We start from the raw sequence: 18,844 nt of genomic DNA, 5'->3' as shown, positions 1-18,844 counted from the left end.
GTTGTTTCCGACTCATGTGAGCGTTAACATCCGGGCCATGACCTACGGTTCCGCCGCCTTGCGCGAGGCTGTCCTGCGCGCCAACCAGATGATCCCGGCGACCGGGCTGGCCGCGCTCACGTGGGGCAACGTCAGCGGCGTCGACCGCGAGGCCGGGCTCTACGTGATCAAGCCGTCCGGCGTCGCGTACGAGGACCTGACCCCGGAGAAGCTGGTGCCGGTGAGCCTGGAGACGGGCAAGGTGCTGGACGGGGACCTGCGGCCTTCCGTGGACAGTGAGACGCACCGGGCCTTCTACCTGGCGTGGCCGTCGGTCGGCGGGATCACGCACACGCATTCGGCCAACGCGGTCGCCTTCGCGCAGGCCGACCGGGACATCCCGGTGCTGGGCACCACGCACGCGGATTCGTTCAGCGGGCCCGTCCCGGTCGCCCGGCACCTGACGCCCGAGGAGTGCGCGGTCGACTACGAGCTCAACACCGGGCACGCCATCATCGACACGGTCGGCGGCGACGAGGAGGCGCAGGGCATGCCGGTCGCCCTGGCCGCCCATCACGGCCCGTTCACGTGGGCCGCCACCGCGCAGAAGTCCGTCGAGTACGCGATCATCCTCGAGAAGGTCGCCGAGATGGCCCTCAAGACGCTGTCGCTGAACGCGGCCGCCGCGGTGCCGCCGCACCTGCAGGAGCGGCACTTCAAGCGCAAGCACGGCCCGGGCGCCTACTACGGCAACCCCAGCCACTCCTGACCCGGGAAGCGCAACCAGAAACGACGGCCCCGCCGGGCATCGGGCACCGGGCAAGGCAGCATGCGGAAGGGCCGCCCCGCCGAAGCGGGGCGGCCTCAGCCGATCAGCGTCGGGATCCGCTCGAACAGCTGCGTCGTGAACTTCACCATCTCCGCCAGCATCCAGTTGCCGCTGAACAGGATGGCCGCGCCGACCGCGGCCGCCTTCGGCACGAACGACAGCGTGGCCTCCTGGATCTGCGTCACGGACTGGAACAGCGAGATGGCGAACCCGATGGCCAGCGCGGTGAGCAGCGTCGGTGCGGACAGCTTCGCCGCGATGGTCATCGCCTGCAGCCCGAGCTCCACGATCTGCGTGTCCGTCATGCCCTCCTGTTCGGGCCCTGAAGGATTCCGAGAAGTGCAGGACGGTTGCAATCGGGTTGACGGCGGTACCCACCGATCACGCCGGCCCCAGGGGCATCACGAGGCAGCGGGCAGCACATGGTCGGCGATCTTGTCGGTGGACAGGCACAGCGAGCACACGTACGCGTCGTGCGTCCGGCAGGCCGCCATGTCCGGCCGCTCGTACTGCTGCCGGCAGACGTGGCAGGTCAGCTGCTCCCCCGACGGGTTGCCGAACTCGTCGTACATCGGCAGCGGGATCCCGTCGTCGGCGCGGCGCAGGTAATACCTGCCCCGCGTGGCGAGCGCGATGATCGGCGGCAGCACGACGCCCAGCACGATCGCGACCAGCGGGGAGTACGGCTTGAGGGTGTCGCCCAGCGCGCCGAAGAAGGCCAGGATCGACAGGCCCGCGGCGAGCAGCATCGAGCCGAAGCCGACCGGGTTGACGGCGTAGAGCATGCCGCGGCGGAACTCGGGCTCCTTGGGCGACAGCTTGAGGACGTACTTGTTGATGGCGATGTCGGATGCGACGACCACGACCCAGGCCATGCCGCAGTTGGCGTAGAAGCCGAGGATCGTGTTGAGGAAGTCGAACATGTTCGCTTCCATCAGCACCAGCGCGATGGCCAGGTTGACGCCGAGGAAGACGATGCGGCCCGGGTAGTGCTTGGTGACGCGGGTGTACGAGTTGGTCCAGGCCAGCGAGCCGGAGTAGGCGTTGGTGACATTGATCTTGATCTGGCTGATCACCACGAGCACGACGGCGAGGGTCAGGGCGAGCCAGCCGGGCATGATGTCGCGGTAGATCTCCAGGAACTGGTGCACCGGCTGGTTGGCCACGGCGGCGCCGTCGGTCACGCTGGCGATGATGTAGACGGCGAGGAACAGGCCGATGATCTGCTTGATCGCGCCGAAGATGACCCAGCCGGGGCCGGCGAGGACGACCGCGGTCCACCACTTGCGGGAGTTCTCCGGCGTACGCGGGGGCATGAAGCGCAGGTAGTCGATCTGCTCGGCGATCTGCGCGATCAGCGACAGGCACACGCCCGCGGCCAGCATGATCGAGCCGAGGTTCGTCCCGCCGGCGCCGTCCTCGCCCTGGTAGGCGAAGAAGCTGTCGATCGAGTCGGGGTGACTGATCAGCAGGTACGCGAAGGGCAGCACCATGAGCACGAGCCACAGCGGCGTGGTCCACACCTGCAGCGTCGACAGCACCTTCATGCCGTAGATCACCAGCGGGAAGATGACGAGCGTGCTGACGGCGTAACCGAGCCACAGCGGGACGTGCAGTCCCAGCTGCAGCCCCTGGGCCATGATCGAGCCCTCGAGGGCGAAGAAGATGAAGGTGAAGGTGGCGAAGATGACGTTGGTGACCACCGAGCCGTAGTAGCCGAAGCCGCTGCCCCGGGTGATCAGGTCGAGGTCCAGGTTGTACCGCGCGGCGTAGTAGGCCAGCGGGAAGCCGGTCAGGAAGATGACCACGGCGAAGACGCCGATGCCCCAGAGTGCGTTCGTCGTGCCGTACGAGATGCCGATGTTCGCGCCGATCGCGAAGTCCGCCAGGTAGGCGATGCCACCGAGTGCAGACACCGCCACGACCCCGGTCGACCAGCGCCGGTAGCTGCGCGGGGCGAACCGGAGCGTGTAGTCCTCGAGGGTCTCGTGGGTCGCGGCGCGGACATCGGCATCCGCAGCGGGGATCTCAGTCGTCATGGGCCGCCTCCGTCGTCTCGGATGCGGCCAACCTAGAAACGAACCGTTACAGCCCCATTACCATTCGTGGTCAGGCATGGACGCTCGTCACTCGGCCTTCGACTCCGTACCGGTGTCGCCGCCCGCGCCGACCCAGACCGCCTTGAGGTTGCAGAACTCGCGGATGCCCGCGGCGGACAGCTCCCGGCCGTACCCGGAGTCCTTCACGCCCCCGAAGGGCAGCTGCGGATAGGACGTCACCATGCCGTTGACGAACACCGCGCCGGCCTCGAGCCCGTCGATCAGGCGCTCCGCCTCGAGCGAGTCGTCGGTCCAGGCGTTCGACCCCAGCCCGTACGGGACGGCGTTGGCCAGCTCGAGCGCCTCCTCCAGCGAGCCGGCCCGGTAGACGCCGGCGACCGGCCCGAACACCTCCTCGGCGTACATCCGCATGTCCGGCGTGAGATCCGTGACGACGGTCGGCGGATACCACCAGCCGTCGCCGTCGGGACGTGCGCCGCCGCAGCGTACGGTGGCGCCCTTGGCCACGGCGTCGGCGACCTGCTCCTCCACGTCCGCCCGCCCCTGCTCGGTGGCCAGCGGCCCGACATCCGTGCCGTCCTGCATCGGATCCCCGACCGTCAGCGCGGACATGTTCTTGACGAACGCGTTCACGAACTCGTCGTACACGTCGGTGTGCACGATGAACCGCTTGGCGGCGATGCACGACTGGCCGTTGTTCTGGCAGCGCGCGGTCGTGGCCACCCGGGCGGCCTCCGCCACGTCGGCGCTGGGCAGCACGATGAACGGGTCGCTGCCGCCCAGCTCCAGGACCGTCTTCTTCAGCTCGCGCCCGGCGATCGCGGCGATCGAGCGGCCGGCGCCCTCGCTGCCGGTCAGGGTCGCCGCCCGTACGCGGGGATCGGTCAGGATCTTCTCGACGGCGTCCGAGCCGACCAGCAGCGTCTGGAACGCGCCGGCCGGAAAGCCCGCCCGGGCGAAGAGCTCGCCGAGGTAGAGCGCGGTCTGCGGCACGTTGGAGGCGTGCTTGAGCAGGCCGGTGTTGCCCGCCATCAGCGCCGGCGCCGCGAAGCGCATCGCCTGCCAGAGCGGGAAGTTCCACGGCATGACCGCCAGGACGGGCCCGAGCGGCTGATACCGCGCGTACGCCCGCAGCGCCCCGACCGCCTCGGCGTCGGCCGGCTCGTCGGCGAGGAAGGTCCCGGCGTTGTCGGCGTAGTAACGGCACGCCGTCGCGCACTTGACCACCTCGGCCTTGGCCGCCGTCAGCGTCTTGCCCATCTCGAGGGTCATCAGGGCGCCCACCTCGTCCTGCTCCGCCTCGAGCAGGTCGGCGGCGGCCCGCAGCCACTGCGCCCGTTGCTCGAACGTCGTGCCGCGCAACTCCCGGAAGGCCTCGGCGGACCGCCCGATCGCGGCGTCGATCTGCTCGTCCGTCAGCGCCTCGAACGTCTTCAGCACCTCGCCGGTGACGGGGTTGGTGGTGGCTATCGGCACAGGTCTCACCTCATCGCAATCGTCTGTCACCGATCGCCATACCCGCGCCGCCGCGGTCCAGTCGCCGCTCAGCCCTTCAGCCCGGCCAGCGCCGCGCTGTCGTGGTGCCGCCCCTGCCGGATGACACCGCTCACCGCGTGCAGATGCGCGACGGCCGTGGTGGGATCCGCGTCGAGCAGCACGAGATCCGCCTCCTTGCCGGCCTCGACCACGCCGGCGTCCCGCTCACGGCGCAGGAAGCGCGCCGGGTCCACGGTCGCCGCCCGCAGGATCCGCAGCGGGCTGAGCCCCGCCTGCGCCAGCAGGTCGAACTCGTCGTGCAGCGACGCACCGGGCACCACCCAGGCGGCGCCGACCGCGTCGGTGCCGGCCAGCAGCGGCGCGCCCTCCTCGGCGAGGATCTTCACCAGGCGCAGCTGCAGCGCGAACTGGCCGGCGAAGATCTCCCGCTGCGCCGCGTCGAACTTCTTGCGGAAACGGGCGGCCGCCGCAGTCCACGCCTTGCGCTCCTTCGCCGTCACATGGCGCAGGTCGGGATCGGCGGCGAACTCCGGGGCGTCGCACAACTGCTGGGCCTTCACGCGGATCAGGGTCGGGCAGTTCCACGTGTCGCGGGCGGCGAACTCCTGCGCCAGCTCCCGGGCCCGCTGCTCGTCGAAGCTCGCGATCACGTCCCGCGTGGCGGCCAGCGTCGCCGGGGTGGTGAGCTGCGCCGGGTTGACGACGATGCGGTCGAGCAGCTTCGCGGCCACGCGGTCCGCGAACGGGATCCGGAACGGAGGCGCCTTGATCGGACGGGGCGCCGGCGTCCCGTGGCACGAGCAGTCGGCCAGCACGCCCAGGCCCGGCCCGAGGTGCTCGATCGAGCGGAAGCCGGCGCGGGCCGCGGCGCGTACGTCGATGCCCGCCGGCAGGTGCCCCACCACCGGCAGCCCGTGCCGGTCCGCCTCGGCCTGCACCGCGAAGTAGACCTCCGGCGTGATGATCGCCGCCTTGACGAAGTCCACCCCGGCTCGCGCCTGCCGTCGCACCTCCGCGACGGCCGCGGCGGGCGTGCCGGCGTTGATCGGCGTGAGCACGGCGCCGCTGGTGGCGAGCAGGGCGGGCGCCCGGTCGCCCCGGGCCGTGCCGCGACCGCCGCTCATCTGCCGGAAGCCGGTGATGCCGTGGGCGAGCATCAGCCCCAGCTCGCGGCGCGGATCGGCGCGGTTGAGCGGGTGCGCGTGCATGTCGGCGAAGCCGGGCACCACGAACCGGCCCCGCCCGTCGACGTCGCCCGGGCCACCGGCCGTGGCCGTCACCTGCGCGATGCAGTCGCCCTCGACCCGCACGTCCTGGTGCGCCGTGACCACCCCGTCCCGGGGATCCACGACGGCGACATCAGCGATCAGCACGGGCGGCCTCCTTCCGGTTAGTGAACAGATTTGTTCACTAACGACCGTACCAGCAGAATGGCGGGGTGAGCACGCAGCCCGCCACCCGCCGCCGCGGCCGAGCCCTGACCGAGGCGATCCACCTCGCCACGCTGGAGGAACTCGCCCGCACCAGCTTCGCCGAGCTGTCCTTCGACAAGATCGCCGCGGCCGCCGGCACCGGCAAGGCCGCGCTCTACCGCCGCTGGCCGAACCCGGAGACTTTGGTGCTGGCCGCGCTGACCGACCCGGCCACCGGCTTCGGCGACCCCCTGACCCCACCGGGTACGGGCTCCCTGCGCGCCGATCTGATGACGCTGCTCACCCGGTTCACCGACATTCTCGGCCAGCCCCGCGGGCGGGCCCTGCGGCCGCTGATCGCCTACCGGCACCAGCATCCGGCCCTGTTCGCCGAGGTGTGGGCCGCGGTGATCCAGCCCGCCCAGGAGACGCTGCTCGCCGTCCTGGCCGCGGCCGCCGCCCGGGGCGAGGCCGACCCCGCCCGGGTGACTCCCCGCGCCGCCGCGGTGGGTCCCCGCATGCTCCTGCTCGAGGCCTGGGCGACCGGCGAGGCGGACGCCGGCGAGGTGGCCGCCGTGGTCGACGAGATCCTGCTGCCGCTGCTGACGAGGCCCGCCCGATGACCGCCGGCCTGACCTACGACGAGGTGGGCGCCACGCGCGCGGAGACCCTCCCACCCGGGTACGGCCACATGGTCCGCGACACCGTCATAGGCCACGGGTCCGGCGTCTTCGCGCGCGCCGCCGAGGGCCTGTTCACGTGGCAGATGCACCGCCGCGCCGGGCTGCGCGTGCCGGCCGGCGCGGACCGGGCGGCCCCGGACGTCGTCGTGGTGCTGCGTGCTCTCGTGCTCCGGATCCCCTGCCGCGTCGTCTACACGGTCGAGACGGACACCTGCCGGGGCTTCGCCTACGGCACCCTGCCCGGCCATCCCGAGCAGGGCGAGGAGGCGTTCCTCGTGCACCTGCTGCCCGGCGGCGCCGTCCGCGCCCGGATCCGCGCCTTCTCCCGCCCCGCGACGCTGCCGGCCCGGCTGGGCGGCCCGGTGACCCGCGCCGTCCAGCAGCTCGTCACGGACCGCTACGTGCGCGCCCTGCGCGACCTCGGCACGCCGTCAGACCTCCGCTGACCCGGCGTCGAGCGCGTCCAGAACCGCCTCGCCGTTGTCGCGCGCCCACTCGGTCAGCACGTGGATCGGCTCGATGAGCGTGGCGCCGAGCGGGGTGAGCTCATCGCCCGCCTCGAGGCGGCCGGGCGGCGCTTCAGCGGCGTCGCGGTCGACCCGGACCCGCTCGCCCTGCGCCGGCTCGCCGCTGCGGGTCCACGTGCAGGAGACCTTCCCCTTCGAGCGGGTCGCCGACGCGCACCGGCTGCTCGAGGGTGGTCACCTGCGCGGCAAGGTCGTCCTCACCGTGTGAGGCTTCAGCCCACCTCCTGAACGATCTTCAGCAGGAGATCCATCGCGCGGCGCCGCTCGTCGCCCGAGCCCAGATGGGCATCCGGCACGATCAGCTCGTCCAGGCCGATCTCCCGGTACGTCGCGACGGCCTCGGCCAGCAGCGCCGGCGAGCCTCCGATGGCCGGCATGCCCGTATCGGGGAGCGGGCCGTCCACGACGGTGAGCGCCTGCGCCGTCCGCGCGATGGCCCGGGGGTCGCGCCCGACCTTGGCGCACCACTCGTCGAGCACGTGTGACTTGTGGGCGATGACGTCGGGCAGGCCCCAGGTGTTCCAGAGGTCGGCACGCTCGGCGACGACCCGGAGCATCCGCTGCTCGCCCTTGGCGCCGATCATGACGGGCAGCGGGCTCTGGATCGGCTTGGGCTCACAGACGGCGTCGGTGAGCTGGTAATACGTGCCGTCGACGGTGGTGCGCGGGTCGCGGAGCAGCCCCTGGATCACGTCGAGGCCCTCGACGAACCGGTCGATGCGCTGCTTGATCGGCGGGAGCTCGATGCCGTACTGCTCGTGCTCGTTGATCTGCCACCCGGCGCCGACGCCGAGCGTGAAGCGGCCGCCGCTGATGTGATCGACGGTCGCGGCCATGTTGGCCAGGACGGCCGGGTGCCGGTAGGTCATCCCGTAGACCAGGGTGCCGATCCGCACCCGGGGCACGGCCGCCGCGAGCGCCGCCACCAGCGAGCCGGCCTCCAGCAGCGGCGCCGTCCCGGGGAACGAGGTGCCGGCGTTGGGCATGAAGTGGTCGGCGATCCAGACGCCGTCCCATCCGGTCTGTTCGGCGTGACGGGCGGCGTCGAGGATGTCCGCGTACGGCTGGGTCGCCCGCGGCCAGAGGGAGAGTCGCATGCGATCACCCTGCCACGTGCCGTTTGAGAACGCTCGTTCTTGACTGGTCGTTCTCCAACGCGTACGGTCGTGGCATGGGCAGGCCGAGAGGGTTCGACGAGCAGCAGGCGGTGGCCGCGGCGGCCGAGCTGTTCGCGGGGCGCAGCTACGACGGCACGTCCGTCGACGACCTCGTCAGCCGCACGGGCGTGCACCGCGGCAGCCTCTACAAGACGTTCGGCAGCAAACGTGGCCTTTATCTCGCCGCCCTGCGCCACCACGTCGACCAGGACGTGACGCGCATCGCCGGATCGAGCGACCCGGCCCGGGCCCTGCTCGCCTCCGGCGGCACCGAGCTGGGCTTCCTGCTGCTCGCGGCGGCCGAGCGCGCCGCCGTGGACGACGAGGTCGCCGCCGAGGTCGGGCGCGCGCTCGACCTGCTCGACGCCGCGCTGCGCCCCGCCGGCAGCGACCCGGACCGGGCCGCCGACCTGACCGCCGCCCTGCTCGGCCTGCTGCTGCGCGCCCGCGCCCAGCCCGGCCGGGCCACCGGCGCCACCCTGCTCACCCCCCATTAGGCGGAGGACGACATGGCACGCATCGACATCACCGGCGACGCTCTCGTGGTCACGATCGAGGGTCTCGACCGGCTGTGGGCGCTGAAGAGCAGCGTCACGGTTCCGCTGGCGCACGTGCGCGGGGCGACGGCCGATCCCGGCATCGTGCGGGGCTTCAAGGGGGTGCGCACCAAGGGCACTTTCGTGCCCGGGCTCATCGTCGCGGGCACGTTCCGCACCGGCGAGGGGCGGGTCTTCTGGAACGTGCGCGATGCCGCCAAGGCGGTGGTGATCGAGCTCGCCGACGAGGAGTACACGCGCCTGGTCATCGAGGCGGACGACCCGCACGCGACCGCGGACCGCATCGAGCGGGCGCGCACGCCGGCGTGACCGGCGCTCGTGGTCAGCTCGTCCGGCGACAGGGGCTGGTGCCGAAGCGGGCGGCGACGGCACCCTTGAGCCCGCCGGGCGCCGCCTTGGCCTCGCGCTCGGCCCGCAGCACGGCGAGCTGCGCCTTCGGGTCCCGCTCCCAGGCGGCAAGACATTCCGAGGGTACGAGGTTCGCGGCGGCCACGATCGCCCCGGTCGCGCCCAGCCAGTGGGCGTGGCCGAGCAGCGCGGAGGAGCCGACGTAGACGTGACCGGGCCAGTCGAGGTCGAGCTGCCGGCCCAGCCGCACCGGGTCGCCGCTCGAGTCCTTGGTCCCGCTCACCGGCAGCCCCGGCAGCGCCTCCACCGGCACGGGCCCGCCCGCGACCGGCGGATAATGATAGGCCAGCACGGGCACGTCCCCGGCCGCCGCGGCCACCTCCTCGTAATAGCCGCCCAGGTCCGTGCCCAGCCGCGGCGGCGCCACGAGCACGGCGTCGGCACCCGCCCCGGCGGCGTCGCGGACCCGCTTCGCGGCCTGCCCCCACCACTCCCCCGAGGCGCCGGCGACGACCGGCACGCCGGGACAGGCCTCCCGCACCGCCGACACGAGCGCGACCCGCTCATGATCCTCCAGCGCGGCGGCCTCGCCCGTGCTGCCATTGACCAGCACGGCCCGCAGCCCGGCGCCGACCATCCGCGCCGCATGCGCGCCGGTGGCCTCCGCGTCGACACTGCCGTCGGCGGTGAAAAGCGTGACCAGTGCCACCGCGGGCCCGGTCCAGAGGGGCTCAGCCATACAAGCCAGCCTATGCCTTTCCGCCCGCCACGGCATCGCCCGACGGCGGCCGGGCACGCGTGAGACCGCACGGCGCGCCGGTGGCCGGGCACGCGTCACACCGCACGGCGCACCGCTGGCCGGGCACGCGCGACACCGCACGGCGCGCCGCTGGCCGGGCACGCGTGACACCGCACAGCGCGCCGGTGCCGGAGGCAGGCAACCCCACACTCGGCGCACTGTCACGGCCGGCAAAGGCGGAGGCCTCGTCGACGTGGCCGCCAGCGCCCCGCCGGCTGGACGGCGCGCGGCTGGTCGAGCTGGACCTCCGCGACCAGCAGGCCATGCGTCACTTGATGGCCTTGCCGCCGATCAAGCCGATCAACGCGGAGAAGCCGAAGATGAAGGCCTTCTCGCAGGTGCTGCCGGCGCTCGCGGCCCGGTCACCCGGCGCGAAGACGAGGGCCACAAAGGCGACGAGGGCCAGCAGAGTGAGGATGACGGTCGCGCCCAGAACGTACTTGAAGTGGGAGCTCGACCCGATCACCTCCTGCTCCGGGGCCGCGGGCTGGTCCCCGGGTGGCAGGTCCTCCGGCATGACCTTGCGATGCACCTCGAACTTCCCGTCGGAGGTCGGCGTGAAGGTGCATGGCTCGTTGGGGCGGACGACAGACTCCCGGACGAGGCCGCGGGCCAACGGGCTCCAGGTGACGACCGCGGCGAAGGCCACGGCGAACAGGCCGACGGTGGCCACGGACATTGCGCTCATCACCCGATGATTGCGGCGCCGCCGTCCCGCACAGTCACACGCCTGACATTGTCCTCAGCCCGACTGTCTCAAGCGTTGCCGGGAAATGCGCCGAGGCGGTCGATGGCGTGGGAGAGCACGATGTCGCGCAGCGCGGACGCATCGTCGTCGCCGTAGCGGGCGAAGTCACGAACCTCGGCGAAGCGGGCGGCGTCGAGCGCGACCGGGACATCGATGGTGGCCAGCCGGGCCAGGTACGGATACGCCGGCACGTAAGCGGGATCCCGCTGCAAGCGCGCCGCGGCGGGGAGCGAAGCGGGAGGGTCCAGCCGGCCGGAGGCGCCCTGCCGGGCCGGATCCGCCGGACTCCGCCCCGGGTCCCCCGGGCTCCGGGCCGGATCCGCCGGACTTCGGGCCGGATCCGCCGGACTCCGGGCCGGATCCGCGGGACTCCGGGCCGAGTTGGCCGGACTCCGCCCCGGATCCGCCGGGCTCCGGGCCGGATCCGCCGGGCTGCCCGAGCAGGGCGACCGCTGCGCCATCGCGCCTCCACGGCGAAAGGGCGCGGGGGACGGCAGGCCGAGTCCGGCGGCGCGCGCGACGGCCCGGCGTCCTGTCTCGTGGTCGTCGGCGGTCGCCGCCATGACGGTGACCCGGACCGGGCGCAGCCCGAAGTTGCTGCAGTTGGTGAGGTCGTCGCCGCAGACGTTCGGGATCATGAGGAGATCGTGCAGCGCGAGGAACGCGATGTGGTCGCCCGGACGGGCCGTGTTGCGCTGGATGACACCGTTCTCCGTGGACATGAACAGGTTCAGCGACTCGTGCATCTCCCACGGCAGCAGGCCGTACTCGCGCTGGGCCTCCTGCTGGATCTGCTCACAGTTGGTCCGGCCGTGCATCCCGAAGAAGGCGCTGTAGATCAGGCGGCTGCAGAACGGGAACGTCGTGTCGGTCCGGGCGGTGCTCCGGAGAATCACCGCGATCGGCCGCTCCCACGGCGTGTTCGACCAGAGCACGTCCCCCGCCCCGGGATGCGTCCCGGCAATCCCCCGCGTACGCCCGACATGCAGCCGCTCATGCCGATCGGCGAGCGTGAACACATTCAGATCGACGCACTGATGACCAAGAATCTGGGTGACCGTGAGCACCTCCCCGGCGCGCACCTCGACCGCCTTTCCGGTGCCCGGCGCGAGAACGTGTTCCGCACGAACACGTTCCCCACGAACAGGTTCGTCGCGAACATGGGCGTCGGGGAGGGGGTTGGGGTGGGGAGCGTCGCCGTGAGCGGGCTCGGCACGGTCGGGATTGTCATCGGCATGGGCGATGGCGGCGGGATCGGCGCGGATGTGGGCGCCGGGCGGATCGGCGCGGAGGCGGGCGGCTAGCGGATCGTCGCGGAGGCGGGCGCCGGGCGGATTGGCGCGGTCGTGGGCGGCGCCGGGCGGATCGGCGCGGTCGTGGGCGGCGGTGAGTGGATCGGTGCGGACGTGGGCGGCGCGGGCGGGGTGGGGGGCTTGGGTGAGGGCTTCGGTCACCAGGGCGGTGAGGGAGGTGAGGGCGGGGTCCCGGGCGATGACGAAGGCCAGGAACTCCCGCTGCTGGTCATTGATCCGCAGGGCGGCCACGGGAGCGCTCCAGGGCGGGGCGGAGGCCGTGGTTCACCGCGGCGTTGAGGAGGATCAGGAGGACGGCGCCCGCCAGCATCGGGGTGGTGACCACCGGCCGGAGCCAGTCCGGCATGGTCGCGACGATCGGGCCGGGGATCCATTGGCCGCCCAGGGCGAGGATGAAGGCGGTCGCGGCCACCGTGATGTTGAGGTCGTCCCAGGCGACGTCGCGCATCATCTGGACGCCGCTCATGGCGATGATGCCGAAGAGGACCGTCGACGCGGCGGCGAGCACGGCGCCGGGCAGGCCGGACACGAAGGAGGCCAGCACGGGCACGAAGGCCAGGGCCACGGCGATCAGGCCGGCGGTCATGGTCACGTAGCGGCTGCCGATGCGGGTGACGCGGACCAGGCCCGCGTTCTCGGGGTAGGTTGCCGTTCCGATGCCGCCGAACAGGGCGCCCGCGACCGAGCCGGCGTACTCGGTGAACAGGCCGCGGGTGATGCGGGCGCGGGAGAGGGAGACCGCGCCCCAGCGGGAGATCAGGGTGTACATGCCGACGGCCTCGGCGCTGGACTCGAGGAACGCCAGGAGCATCAGCACGACGGCCGGCCAGCGGATCTCGAAGCCGAAGGGCAGGAACGCCGGCGGGCCGAGGACGGCGACGCCGGACAGGTCCGGGGTCTGCCAGAGGCCGAGGGCGAGGGCGAGCAGGGTGCCCACCAGCATGCCGATCAGCACGGCTGCCCGGCGCACGATCGTGCCGCCGCCGAAGAGCAGGCAGGCGACCACCACGAGCAGGGTGGCCAGCGCGACCCGGAAGAAGTCCCAGCCGTAGCCGGGCGCGCCCTCGGTGCCGAACCAGTACGGCAGCCCGAGCGTCGCCAGCTGGGCGCCGATGATGATGCACAGGGTGCCGAAGACGAGCGGCTCGGTGGCGAAGCGGACGACGTGGATCAGCACGCCGAACCGGCCGATCGGCACGGTGAGCGCCAGGAAGATCAGCCCGGCGACGATCATCGAGCCGAAGGCCGCCCCCAGCCCGTACGTGGCCCCGGCCGCCAGCAGCGCCGCGAAGAACGCCGCCGTCGGCCCCTGCACGATCGGCAGGCGCAGCACCCGGCTGGACTGCAGGATCGTCACCAGCCCGGTCAGCAGGAACGAGGCCTGGATCAGGTGGGTGACGTCGCCCCGGCCCAGGCCGAGCGTCAGCCCGACGAGGACCGGGAAGACCCAGATCGCCGAGAGGGTGACGAGGTGCTGGAGGGCGAACAGCAGCAGCCGGGGCGCCGGCACCCGATCGTCGAACCCGACGTCGAGCACCGGCGCCCGGGTGACATCGTCATCGTCCGGAGGCGCCGCCCGCGAGCCGTCCACAGTGGCCGATGCTACGCGAATTCGTGACGCAGGTCACCCGCTGAAGTGCGACTCCTCGGCGGGGATGTCGACCGGATCCGCGGAGCCGACGGCCACGCGCCAGGGCAGCGAAGCACCCGTACGGGAGATCTCGACTCCGGCGGACGAGACGGTCACGGTGAAGGTCGTCTCCCCCACGCGCAGGGTGGTCGTGCCCGGGGACGGTTCGAAGAGCCGCAGCGTCACCCCGTCCCGGTGGTCGTAGTCGGGCCGGTCGGTCCGGTTGCCGATCGCCAGCACCGCGCCCGGCCGCACCAGCAGCGGCACGCTGTCGAAGCCGTGCGTCTCGTGCACCCAGCGCGGGCCCTCGACGACCTGGCCGGTCAGGTAGTGGGTCCAGCGCCCGGCCGGCACGTAGTAGCTGACGTCGCCGGACTCGCTGAGGACCGGCGCGACGAGCAGGTCGTCGCCGAGCAGGTACTGGCGGTCGAGGTGCACGGCGGCCGGGTCGTCGGGGAAGGCGACGACCATCGGGCGCATGACCGGCAGCCCGGTCTCGTGCGCCTCTTGCGCGGCGTTCCACAGGTACGGCATGAGCGTGTGCTTGAGCCCGGTGAACGTGCGCAGCACGTCGACGGCCTCCTCGTCGAACTGCCACGGCACCCGGTACGTCTGGTTGCCGTGCAGCCGCGAGTGCGACGACAGCAGCCCGAACGCGATCCACCGCTTGAACACGGCGGGGTCCGGCAACCCCTCGAAGCCGCCGATGTCGTGGCTCCAGAACCCGAAGCCGGAGGCCGCCAGGGACAGCCCGCCGCGCAAGGTCTCGGCCATGGACTCGTACGTCGCGGAGTTGTCCCCGCCCCAGTGCACGGGGAACTGCTGGCCGCCGACGGTGGCGCTGCGCGCGTAGAGCACGGCCTCGCCCTCGCCCTTGGCCTCGCGCAGCACGTCGAAGACCGTTCTGTTGTACAGCTGGGTGTACCAGTTGTGCATGCGCTCGGGGTCGGAGCCGTCGTGCCACACGACGTCGGTCGGGATGCGCTCGCCGAAGTCGGACTTGAACGCGTCCACGCCCATGTCCACCAGCGCGCGCAGCTTGCCCGCGTACCAGGCGGCGGCGTCGGGGTTGGTGAAGTCGACCAGCGCCATGCCGGCCTGCCAGCGGTCCCACTGCCACACGTCGCCGTCGGCGCGCTTGACAAGGTAGCCGTGCTCCAGGCCCTCGGCGAACAGCGCGGACCGCTGCGCAATGTACGGGTTGATCCACACGCACGTGCGCAGCCCGCGGTCCTTGAGCCGCTTGAGCATGCCCGGCGGGTCGGGGAACACGCGCGGGTCCCACTCGAAGTCGCACCAGCTGAACTCGCGCATCCAGAACGTGTCGAAGTGGAAGACGCTCAGCGGCAGGCCCCGCGACGCCATGCCGTCGACGAACGAGGTGACGGTCTCCTCGTCGTACGAGGTCGTGAAGGACGTGGTCAGCCACAGCCCGAAGGACCACTGCGGGGGCAGCGCGGGGCGCCCGGTCAGCGCGGTGTAGCGGCGCAGCACGTCGGCCGGGGTGGGACCGGCGATGACGAGGTAGGACAGCGACTGCCCGGGGACGCTGAACTGGGTGCGCGACACCACCTCGGAGGCGACCTCGAAGGACACCTTGCCGGGGTGGTCGACCAGGACGCCGTACCCCCGGTTGGTGAGGTAGAACGGCACGTTCTTGTACGCCTGCTCGCTGCTCGTGCCGCCGTCCTCGTTCCAGATGTCGACGCTCTGGCCGTTCTTGACCAGCGGGCCGAAGCGCTCGCCGAGCCCGTAGACGGCCTCGCCGACGCCCAGGTCGAGCTGCTCATGGACGTAGTGCTCGCCGGCGGCGGTGTCGACGACGCCCATGCCCTTCCACCCCGAGCCGGTCAGGCGCCGGCCGTCGGCGAAGAAGTCCAGCCCCCACTCGTCGCCGTCGCGGAACCGCGCGGTCAGGTCGCCCGAGGTGAAGGACGTGCCGTCGATGACCGGTGTCACGTCGGCGGGGAAGAGCTCGAAGTTCGGCGCGGCGGGCCTGGCCCCGAGGAAGTGGCTGAGCGTGACCCGGATGACGCCGGGCATGGGGGTGGACAGCCGCACCGTGATGATCGGCGCGTCGAGGGTGTCGCCGCGGCCGCGGACCTTGCGCGTGGTCGCGAAGACGGTCAGCGAGCGGTCGTCGGACGTGCTGTCCTGCAGCTGGGCGGGGTGCAGCACGGTCAGGCCGTCGCGCTTGCGCCAGTAGCCGTCGGTGAACTTCATGAGCGTCCTTACTTGATGGCGCCGGCGGCGATGCCGCGGGTGAGGGTGCGCTGGAAGATCAGGAAGAAGAGCACGGCGGGGAGGATGCCGACGAGCGCCGAGGCGCTGGTCGCGGTCGCGTCCATGAGCCGGTCGCCCTGCAGCACGGCGAGCGCCACGGGCACGGTCTGGTTGTCGGCGCTGACCAGGAAGATCAGCGGCAGGAAGAACTCGTTCCAGGTCCAGATGAAGAAGAACGTGAAGAGCACGCCGAGGGTCGGCCCGCTGACCGGCACCACGACCCGCCACAGGGTGCGCCACCTGCCGGCCCCGTCGACCGCGGCCGCGTCGAGCAGCTCGCGGGGGAACTCGTCGTAGACGCTCGAGAGCAGGTAGGTGCCGAACGCGGACTGGATGACCGTGAAGATGATGATGATCGCGACCGGGCTGTCGTACAGGTAGAGGGCCTTGGAGATGTAGTACAGGGGGTACACGAGGACTTCCTGCGGCAGCAGGTTCGCCACGAGGAAGAAGATCAGGAACCAGAGCCGGCCGCGGACCCGCCCGATCCCCAGCGCGTACGCGTTGAGCACCGACAGCAGCACGCCCAGCACCGCCACGGACAGCGCCGTGACGAGGCTGTTGAGCAGCTTGCGGGTGAAGTTGACGCGTTCCCAGAAGTCCACGATGCCCTGGAAGCTGATCTGCTCGGGGATCGACAGCGGGCCGTTCGCCGCGTAGTCGGCCGGCGTCTTGAAGGCGTTGAGCACCACGACGAGGATCGGCGCCACGACCAGCAGGCAGAGCACGAGCAGCACGGCGAGCACGATCCACCGGGCGGGCCGCCGGCGCGTCCGCACCGGCGCGTCCGAGGTGTCCGGCGCCGGCGGCGCGATGGTGGCGGTCACTTCGCGCTCTCCCGGTTCTGCAGGCGGAGGAACACGAAGGCGAGGATCACGATGATCACGGTGAGGACCGTGGAGATCGCCGAGCCGTAGCCGACCTGCGCCTTCTGGAAGTAGTTCTGCCACGCGAAGTACGAGGGGACGATCGTCGCGTTGCTCGGGCCGCCCCGGGTCAGCACGTACACCTGGCCGAAGATCTTGAGGGCGGCGATCGTGGTGGTGACCAGGACGACGTACATCTCGGGCCGGATGAGCCTGACCGTGATGTGCCGGAAGCGGGCCCACCAGCCCGCGCCGTCGAGGTCCGCCGCCTCGTAGAGCTCGGGATCGATGCGCTGCAGGCCGGCCATGAACATGACGACCGGATAGCCGAGCTGGAACCACACCATCACGAACATGACGCTCAGCAGCGCCCAGTCCGGGTCGCCCAGCCAGTCGCGGCTCAGCGAGCCGAGCCCGAGCGTGCCGAGGATCCGGTTGAGCGCCCCGAAGCTGGGGTGCAGGATCCAGATCCACACGATGCCCGTCACCGCGACCGGCAGCACCTGCGGCAGGTAGAAGCCGGAGCGCAGCAGGCGCGCCCACCGGTCGCCCACCACCTTGGCGACGTAGTCGAACAGGATCGCCGCCAGCACCAGCCCGAGCAGCGTCGGCACGACGGCCATCGCCACGATCAGCAGCAGGATGTGCCCGAACGAGCCCCAGAAGTTCGCGTCGGCGAACAGCCGCGTGTAGTTGTCGAAGCCGATCCACTGCGGATCGGTGACGCCGTTCCATTTCGTGAAGCTGATGCCGACGGTCATCACCAGCGGCACCACGATCACGGCCAGGGAGGCCACGATCCCTGGGAGAAGAAAAGGCGCGTAGCCTCCCTGCCGTCTGGCGCTCATTTGCCGAGGTCCGCCAGGTTGTCCTGGTACGGCTTGGCGATCTCGTCGAGCATCTGGTCCGGCTTCTTCGAGCCGTTGATCAGCCCCTGCACCCCGCCGACGAGCACGTCGTAGTAGCCGGGCGCCGGCCAGTCCGGGTAGAAGGCGAGCCCGTCGGCCGTGGACACCTTGGTCCACAGGTCGAGCAGCTCCTTGTTCTTCGGGTCGCTGATCGCCGCCGTGTCGGCCGCCACGGGCACGCCGCCGTTGTTGCCCAGCAGGTTCTGGACCTCCGGCTGCATGGTGATGTCGATGAAGTCGTACGCCAGCTTCTTGGCCTTGCTCTTGGCCGGCACGACCCACAGGTTGCCGCTCGAGCCGGGGTGCAGCGTGTTGCCCGGGAACAGGAACGTGCCCCACTGGAAGTTCTTGATCTCGTTGACGAAGCGGCCGTACCACCAGCTGCCGGAGATCACGATCGGGAACTTGCCCTGGGTGAACGCGACGCCCATGTCCTCGGCCGTGACGCCGGAGGAGTTCTTGGGGATGTAGCCCTTGGCGACCCAGTCGGCGAAGGTCTGCGCCCCGTAGGTCAGCTGCGGGCCGTGGAAGTCCACCTTGTTCTTGTAGAGCTGGTAGTCGTCGACCCAGGCGCGGTCGGCCTTGCTCAGCGCCAGCTCGTACATGATCTGCTGCGCCTGGTACTCCGAGCCGCCGACCGACAGCGGGGTGACGCCGTTCTTGACGAACGTGTCCATCGCCGCGGTGAACTCGGCGAAGGTGGTCGGCACCGGGATCTTGTACTTCGCGAACTGGTCCTTGTTGTAGTAGACCATCACGAACTCGCCGTAGTTGGGCACGCCGTACCAGTTGCCGCTGCCCATGATGCCGTCGGCGTCGTACTTGGCGGTGGTCTGCAGGCTGGGGGTCAGCTTCTTGTCCCAGCCGCGCGAGGTCGCCTCGCCGCTCAGGTCCTCCAGCAGGCCCTGCTTGGAGAGCTGGCCGGCGGTGGCGTTGCCCTTGTTGTACTCGAGGATGTCGGGGGCGCTGTCCGAGTTGAGGATCATGCCGGCGTTCTGCTGGATCTGCTCGAAGCTCTTCTCCTCGAACTTCACCTCGACGCCGGGGTGGCTGCTCTTGAACAGCTCGATCGCCTTGTTCCAGGCGATGCCCATGGCGCTGGTCGGGCCCTCGTAGTGCCAGAGGGTCAGGGTCTTGGCGTCGGCGCCCTCGTCGCCCTCGCCGTTGGATCCGCATGCGGTGAGGCCGAGGGACGCGAGAAGGAGCAGCGAGCCTGCGGCGGCCTTGAGTCGGGTATGAGCCATGCCG

General features: G+C 71.2%; 19 protein-coding genes. 6 read left to right on the top strand and 13 right to left on the bottom strand.

Translation table 11 applies throughout. The features are described from left to right. The first annotated feature begins 37 nt into the window (after window positions 1–37). The gene (gene araD, locus RBH18_RS19775) at window positions 38–748 is read left to right on the top strand and encodes an L-ribulose-5-phosphate 4-epimerase AraD (protein ID WP_306209902.1); all 711 of its coding nucleotides are present in this window, start codon (window positions 38–40) and stop codon (window positions 746–748) included. 95 nt (window positions 749–843) lie between these two features. Here the strand turns inward: araD and fliQ are convergent, their stop codons facing one another. From fliQ to RBH18_RS19755, 4 genes are all read right to left on the bottom strand, one after another. Continuing rightward, window positions 844–1,113: a flagellar biosynthesis protein FliQ gene (gene fliQ / locus RBH18_RS19770; protein ID WP_306209901.1), complete on the bottom strand. Its 270-nt coding sequence runs from the start codon at window positions 1,111–1,113 to the stop codon at window positions 844–846. A gap of 96 nt (window positions 1,114–1,209) precedes the next feature. Beyond that, the gene (locus RBH18_RS19765) at window positions 1,210–2,847 is read right to left on the bottom strand and encodes a purine-cytosine permease family protein (protein ID WP_306209899.1); all 1,638 of its coding nucleotides are present in this window, start codon (window positions 2,845–2,847) and stop codon (window positions 1,210–1,212) included. Window positions 2,848–2,934: 87 nt separating this feature from the next. Next, window positions 2,935–4,344, bottom strand: coding sequence for an NADP-dependent succinic semialdehyde dehydrogenase (locus RBH18_RS19760; RefSeq protein WP_306209897.1), 1,410 nt, complete (start codon window positions 4,342–4,344; stop codon window positions 2,935–2,937). A gap of 68 nt (window positions 4,345–4,412) precedes the next feature. Continuing rightward, window positions 4,413–5,738: an amidohydrolase family protein gene (locus tag RBH18_RS19755; protein WP_306209895.1), complete on the bottom strand. Its 1,326-nt coding sequence runs from the start codon at window positions 5,736–5,738 to the stop codon at window positions 4,413–4,415. A gap of 65 nt (window positions 5,739–5,803) precedes the next feature. Between RBH18_RS19755 and RBH18_RS19750 the strand changes: the two genes are divergently transcribed. The 3 genes from RBH18_RS19750 to RBH18_RS19740 all read left to right on the top strand — a co-directional run bounded on the left by RBH18_RS19750 (window position 5,804) and on the right by RBH18_RS19740 (window position 7,195). Beyond that, the gene (locus RBH18_RS19750) at window positions 5,804–6,400 is read left to right on the top strand and encodes a TetR-like C-terminal domain-containing protein (RefSeq protein WP_306209893.1); all 597 of its coding nucleotides are present in this window, start codon (window positions 5,804–5,806) and stop codon (window positions 6,398–6,400) included. Next, window positions 6,397–6,906, top strand: coding sequence for a DUF1990 family protein (locus RBH18_RS19745; protein ID WP_306209891.1), 510 nt, complete (start codon window positions 6,397–6,399; stop codon window positions 6,904–6,906). Before RBH18_RS19750 ends, RBH18_RS19745 begins: the two co-directional genes overlap by 4 nt. Window positions 6,907–7,102: 196 nt before the next feature. Continuing rightward, window positions 7,103–7,195 carry a zinc-binding dehydrogenase gene (locus tag RBH18_RS19740; protein WP_306209889.1) on the top strand — a complete coding sequence of 31 codons (93 nt, stop codon included), beginning with the start codon at window positions 7,103–7,105 and terminating at the stop codon, window positions 7,193–7,195. A 4-nt stretch (window positions 7,196–7,199) separates the two neighbouring features. Here RBH18_RS19740 and RBH18_RS19735 read toward each other — a convergent pair whose 3' ends face one another. Beyond that, entirely contained in the window at window positions 7,200–8,084 is an 885-nt protein-coding gene (locus RBH18_RS19735; RefSeq protein ID WP_306209887.1) for an LLM class flavin-dependent oxidoreductase, read from the bottom strand. 74 nt (window positions 8,085–8,158) lie between these two features. On the opposite strand from RBH18_RS19735, the gene RBH18_RS19730 reads away from it, so the two are divergent. Both RBH18_RS19730 and RBH18_RS19725 read left to right on the top strand, forming a co-directional pair. Further along, complete coding sequence (locus RBH18_RS19730; protein WP_306209885.1) at window positions 8,159–8,641, top strand: TetR/AcrR family transcriptional regulator; 483 nt, start codon at window positions 8,159–8,161, stop codon at window positions 8,639–8,641. 12 nt (window positions 8,642–8,653) lie between these two features. Beyond that, window positions 8,654–9,010: a hypothetical protein gene (locus RBH18_RS19725; RefSeq protein ID WP_306209883.1), complete on the top strand. Its 357-nt coding sequence runs from the start codon at window positions 8,654–8,656 to the stop codon at window positions 9,008–9,010. A 13-nt stretch (window positions 9,011–9,023) separates the two neighbouring features. On the opposite strand, the gene RBH18_RS19720 is transcribed toward RBH18_RS19725, so the two are convergent. From RBH18_RS19720 to RBH18_RS19685, 8 genes are all read right to left on the bottom strand, one after another. Continuing rightward, window positions 9,024–9,788 carry a dihydrodipicolinate synthase family protein gene (locus tag RBH18_RS19720; protein ID WP_306209881.1) on the bottom strand — a complete coding sequence of 255 codons (765 nt, stop codon included), beginning with the start codon at window positions 9,786–9,788 and terminating at the stop codon, window positions 9,024–9,026. Window positions 9,789–10,116: 328 nt separating this feature from the next. Continuing rightward, entirely contained in the window at window positions 10,117–10,536 is a 420-nt protein-coding gene (locus RBH18_RS19715) for a hypothetical protein (protein ID WP_306209879.1), read from the bottom strand. Window positions 10,537–10,604: 68 nt separating this feature from the next. After that, window positions 10,605–12,140, bottom strand: a complete 1,536-nt coding sequence (locus tag RBH18_RS19710; protein WP_306209876.1) for a DUF1989 domain-containing protein — start codon at window positions 12,138–12,140, stop codon at window positions 10,605–10,607. Continuing rightward, the gene (locus RBH18_RS19705) at window positions 12,118–13,500 is read right to left on the bottom strand and encodes a uracil-xanthine permease family protein (protein ID WP_306209874.1); all 1,383 of its coding nucleotides are present in this window, start codon (window positions 13,498–13,500) and stop codon (window positions 12,118–12,120) included. Before RBH18_RS19705 ends, RBH18_RS19710 begins: the two co-directional genes overlap by 23 nt. Before the next feature lie 33 nt (window positions 13,501–13,533). Next, a complete protein-coding gene (gene yicI, locus RBH18_RS19700) occupies window positions 13,534–15,762 on the bottom strand; it encodes an alpha-xylosidase (protein WP_306209872.1) in 2,229 nt (742 codons plus the stop codon). An 8-nt stretch (window positions 15,763–15,770) separates the two neighbouring features. Next, on the bottom strand, window positions 15,771–16,649 hold the full coding sequence (locus RBH18_RS19695; RefSeq protein WP_306209870.1) for a carbohydrate ABC transporter permease: 879 nt from the start codon (window positions 16,647–16,649) through the stop codon (window positions 15,771–15,773). Beyond that, window positions 16,646–17,485, bottom strand: coding sequence for a carbohydrate ABC transporter permease (locus RBH18_RS19690; protein ID WP_306209868.1), 840 nt, complete (start codon window positions 17,483–17,485; stop codon window positions 16,646–16,648). Before RBH18_RS19690 ends, RBH18_RS19695 begins: the two co-directional genes overlap by 4 nt. Window positions 17,486–17,532: 47 nt before the next feature. Then, window positions 17,533–18,840 (bottom strand): extracellular solute-binding protein, encoded by a 1,308-nt coding sequence (locus tag RBH18_RS19685; protein ID WP_306209866.1) that lies wholly within the window; start codon window positions 18,838–18,840, stop codon window positions 17,533–17,535. Window positions 18,841–18,844 lie beyond the last annotated feature (4 nt).

This window comes from Actinoplanes oryzae, assembly GCF_030757795.1.
GTDB lineage: Bacteria > Actinomycetota > Actinomycetes > Mycobacteriales > Micromonosporaceae > Actinoplanes.
Note: the sequence above shows the minus strand (reverse complement) of the source record. Positions and strands in the feature narration are given on the sequence as shown.

Excerpts from the sequence above, each read along its gene's own strand:
- araD (WP_306209902.1), top strand. The coding sequence starts at position 38 with ATGACCTACGGTTCCGCCGCCTTGCGCGAGGCTGTCCTGCGCGCCAAC.
- fliQ (WP_306209901.1), bottom strand. The coding sequence starts at position 1,113 with ATGACGGACACGCAGATCGTGGAGCTCGGGCTGCAGGCGATGACCATC.
- RBH18_RS19765 (WP_306209899.1), bottom strand. The coding sequence starts at position 2,847 with ATGACGACTGAGATCCCCGCTGCGGATGCCGATGTCCGCGCCGCGACC.
- RBH18_RS19745 (WP_306209891.1), top strand. The coding sequence starts at position 6,397 with ATGACCGCCGGCCTGACCTACGACGAGGTGGGCGCCACGCGCGCGGAG.
- RBH18_RS19735 (WP_306209887.1), bottom strand. The coding sequence starts at position 8,084 with ATGCGACTCTCCCTCTGGCCGCGGGCGACCCAGCCGTACGCGGACATC.
- RBH18_RS19730 (WP_306209885.1), top strand. The coding sequence starts at position 8,159 with ATGGGCAGGCCGAGAGGGTTCGACGAGCAGCAGGCGGTGGCCGCGGCG.
- RBH18_RS19725 (WP_306209883.1), top strand. The coding sequence starts at position 8,654 with ATGGCACGCATCGACATCACCGGCGACGCTCTCGTGGTCACGATCGAG.
- RBH18_RS19720 (WP_306209881.1), bottom strand. The coding sequence starts at position 9,788 with ATGGCTGAGCCCCTCTGGACCGGGCCCGCGGTGGCACTGGTCACGCTT.
- RBH18_RS19715 (WP_306209879.1), bottom strand. The coding sequence starts at position 10,536 with ATGAGCGCAATGTCCGTGGCCACCGTCGGCCTGTTCGCCGTGGCCTTC.
- yicI (WP_306209872.1), bottom strand. The coding sequence starts at position 15,762 with ATGAAGTTCACCGACGGCTACTGGCGCAAGCGCGACGGCCTGACCGTG.
- RBH18_RS19685 (WP_306209866.1), bottom strand. The coding sequence starts at position 18,840 with ATGGCTCATACCCGACTCAAGGCCGCCGCAGGCTCGCTGCTCCTTCTC.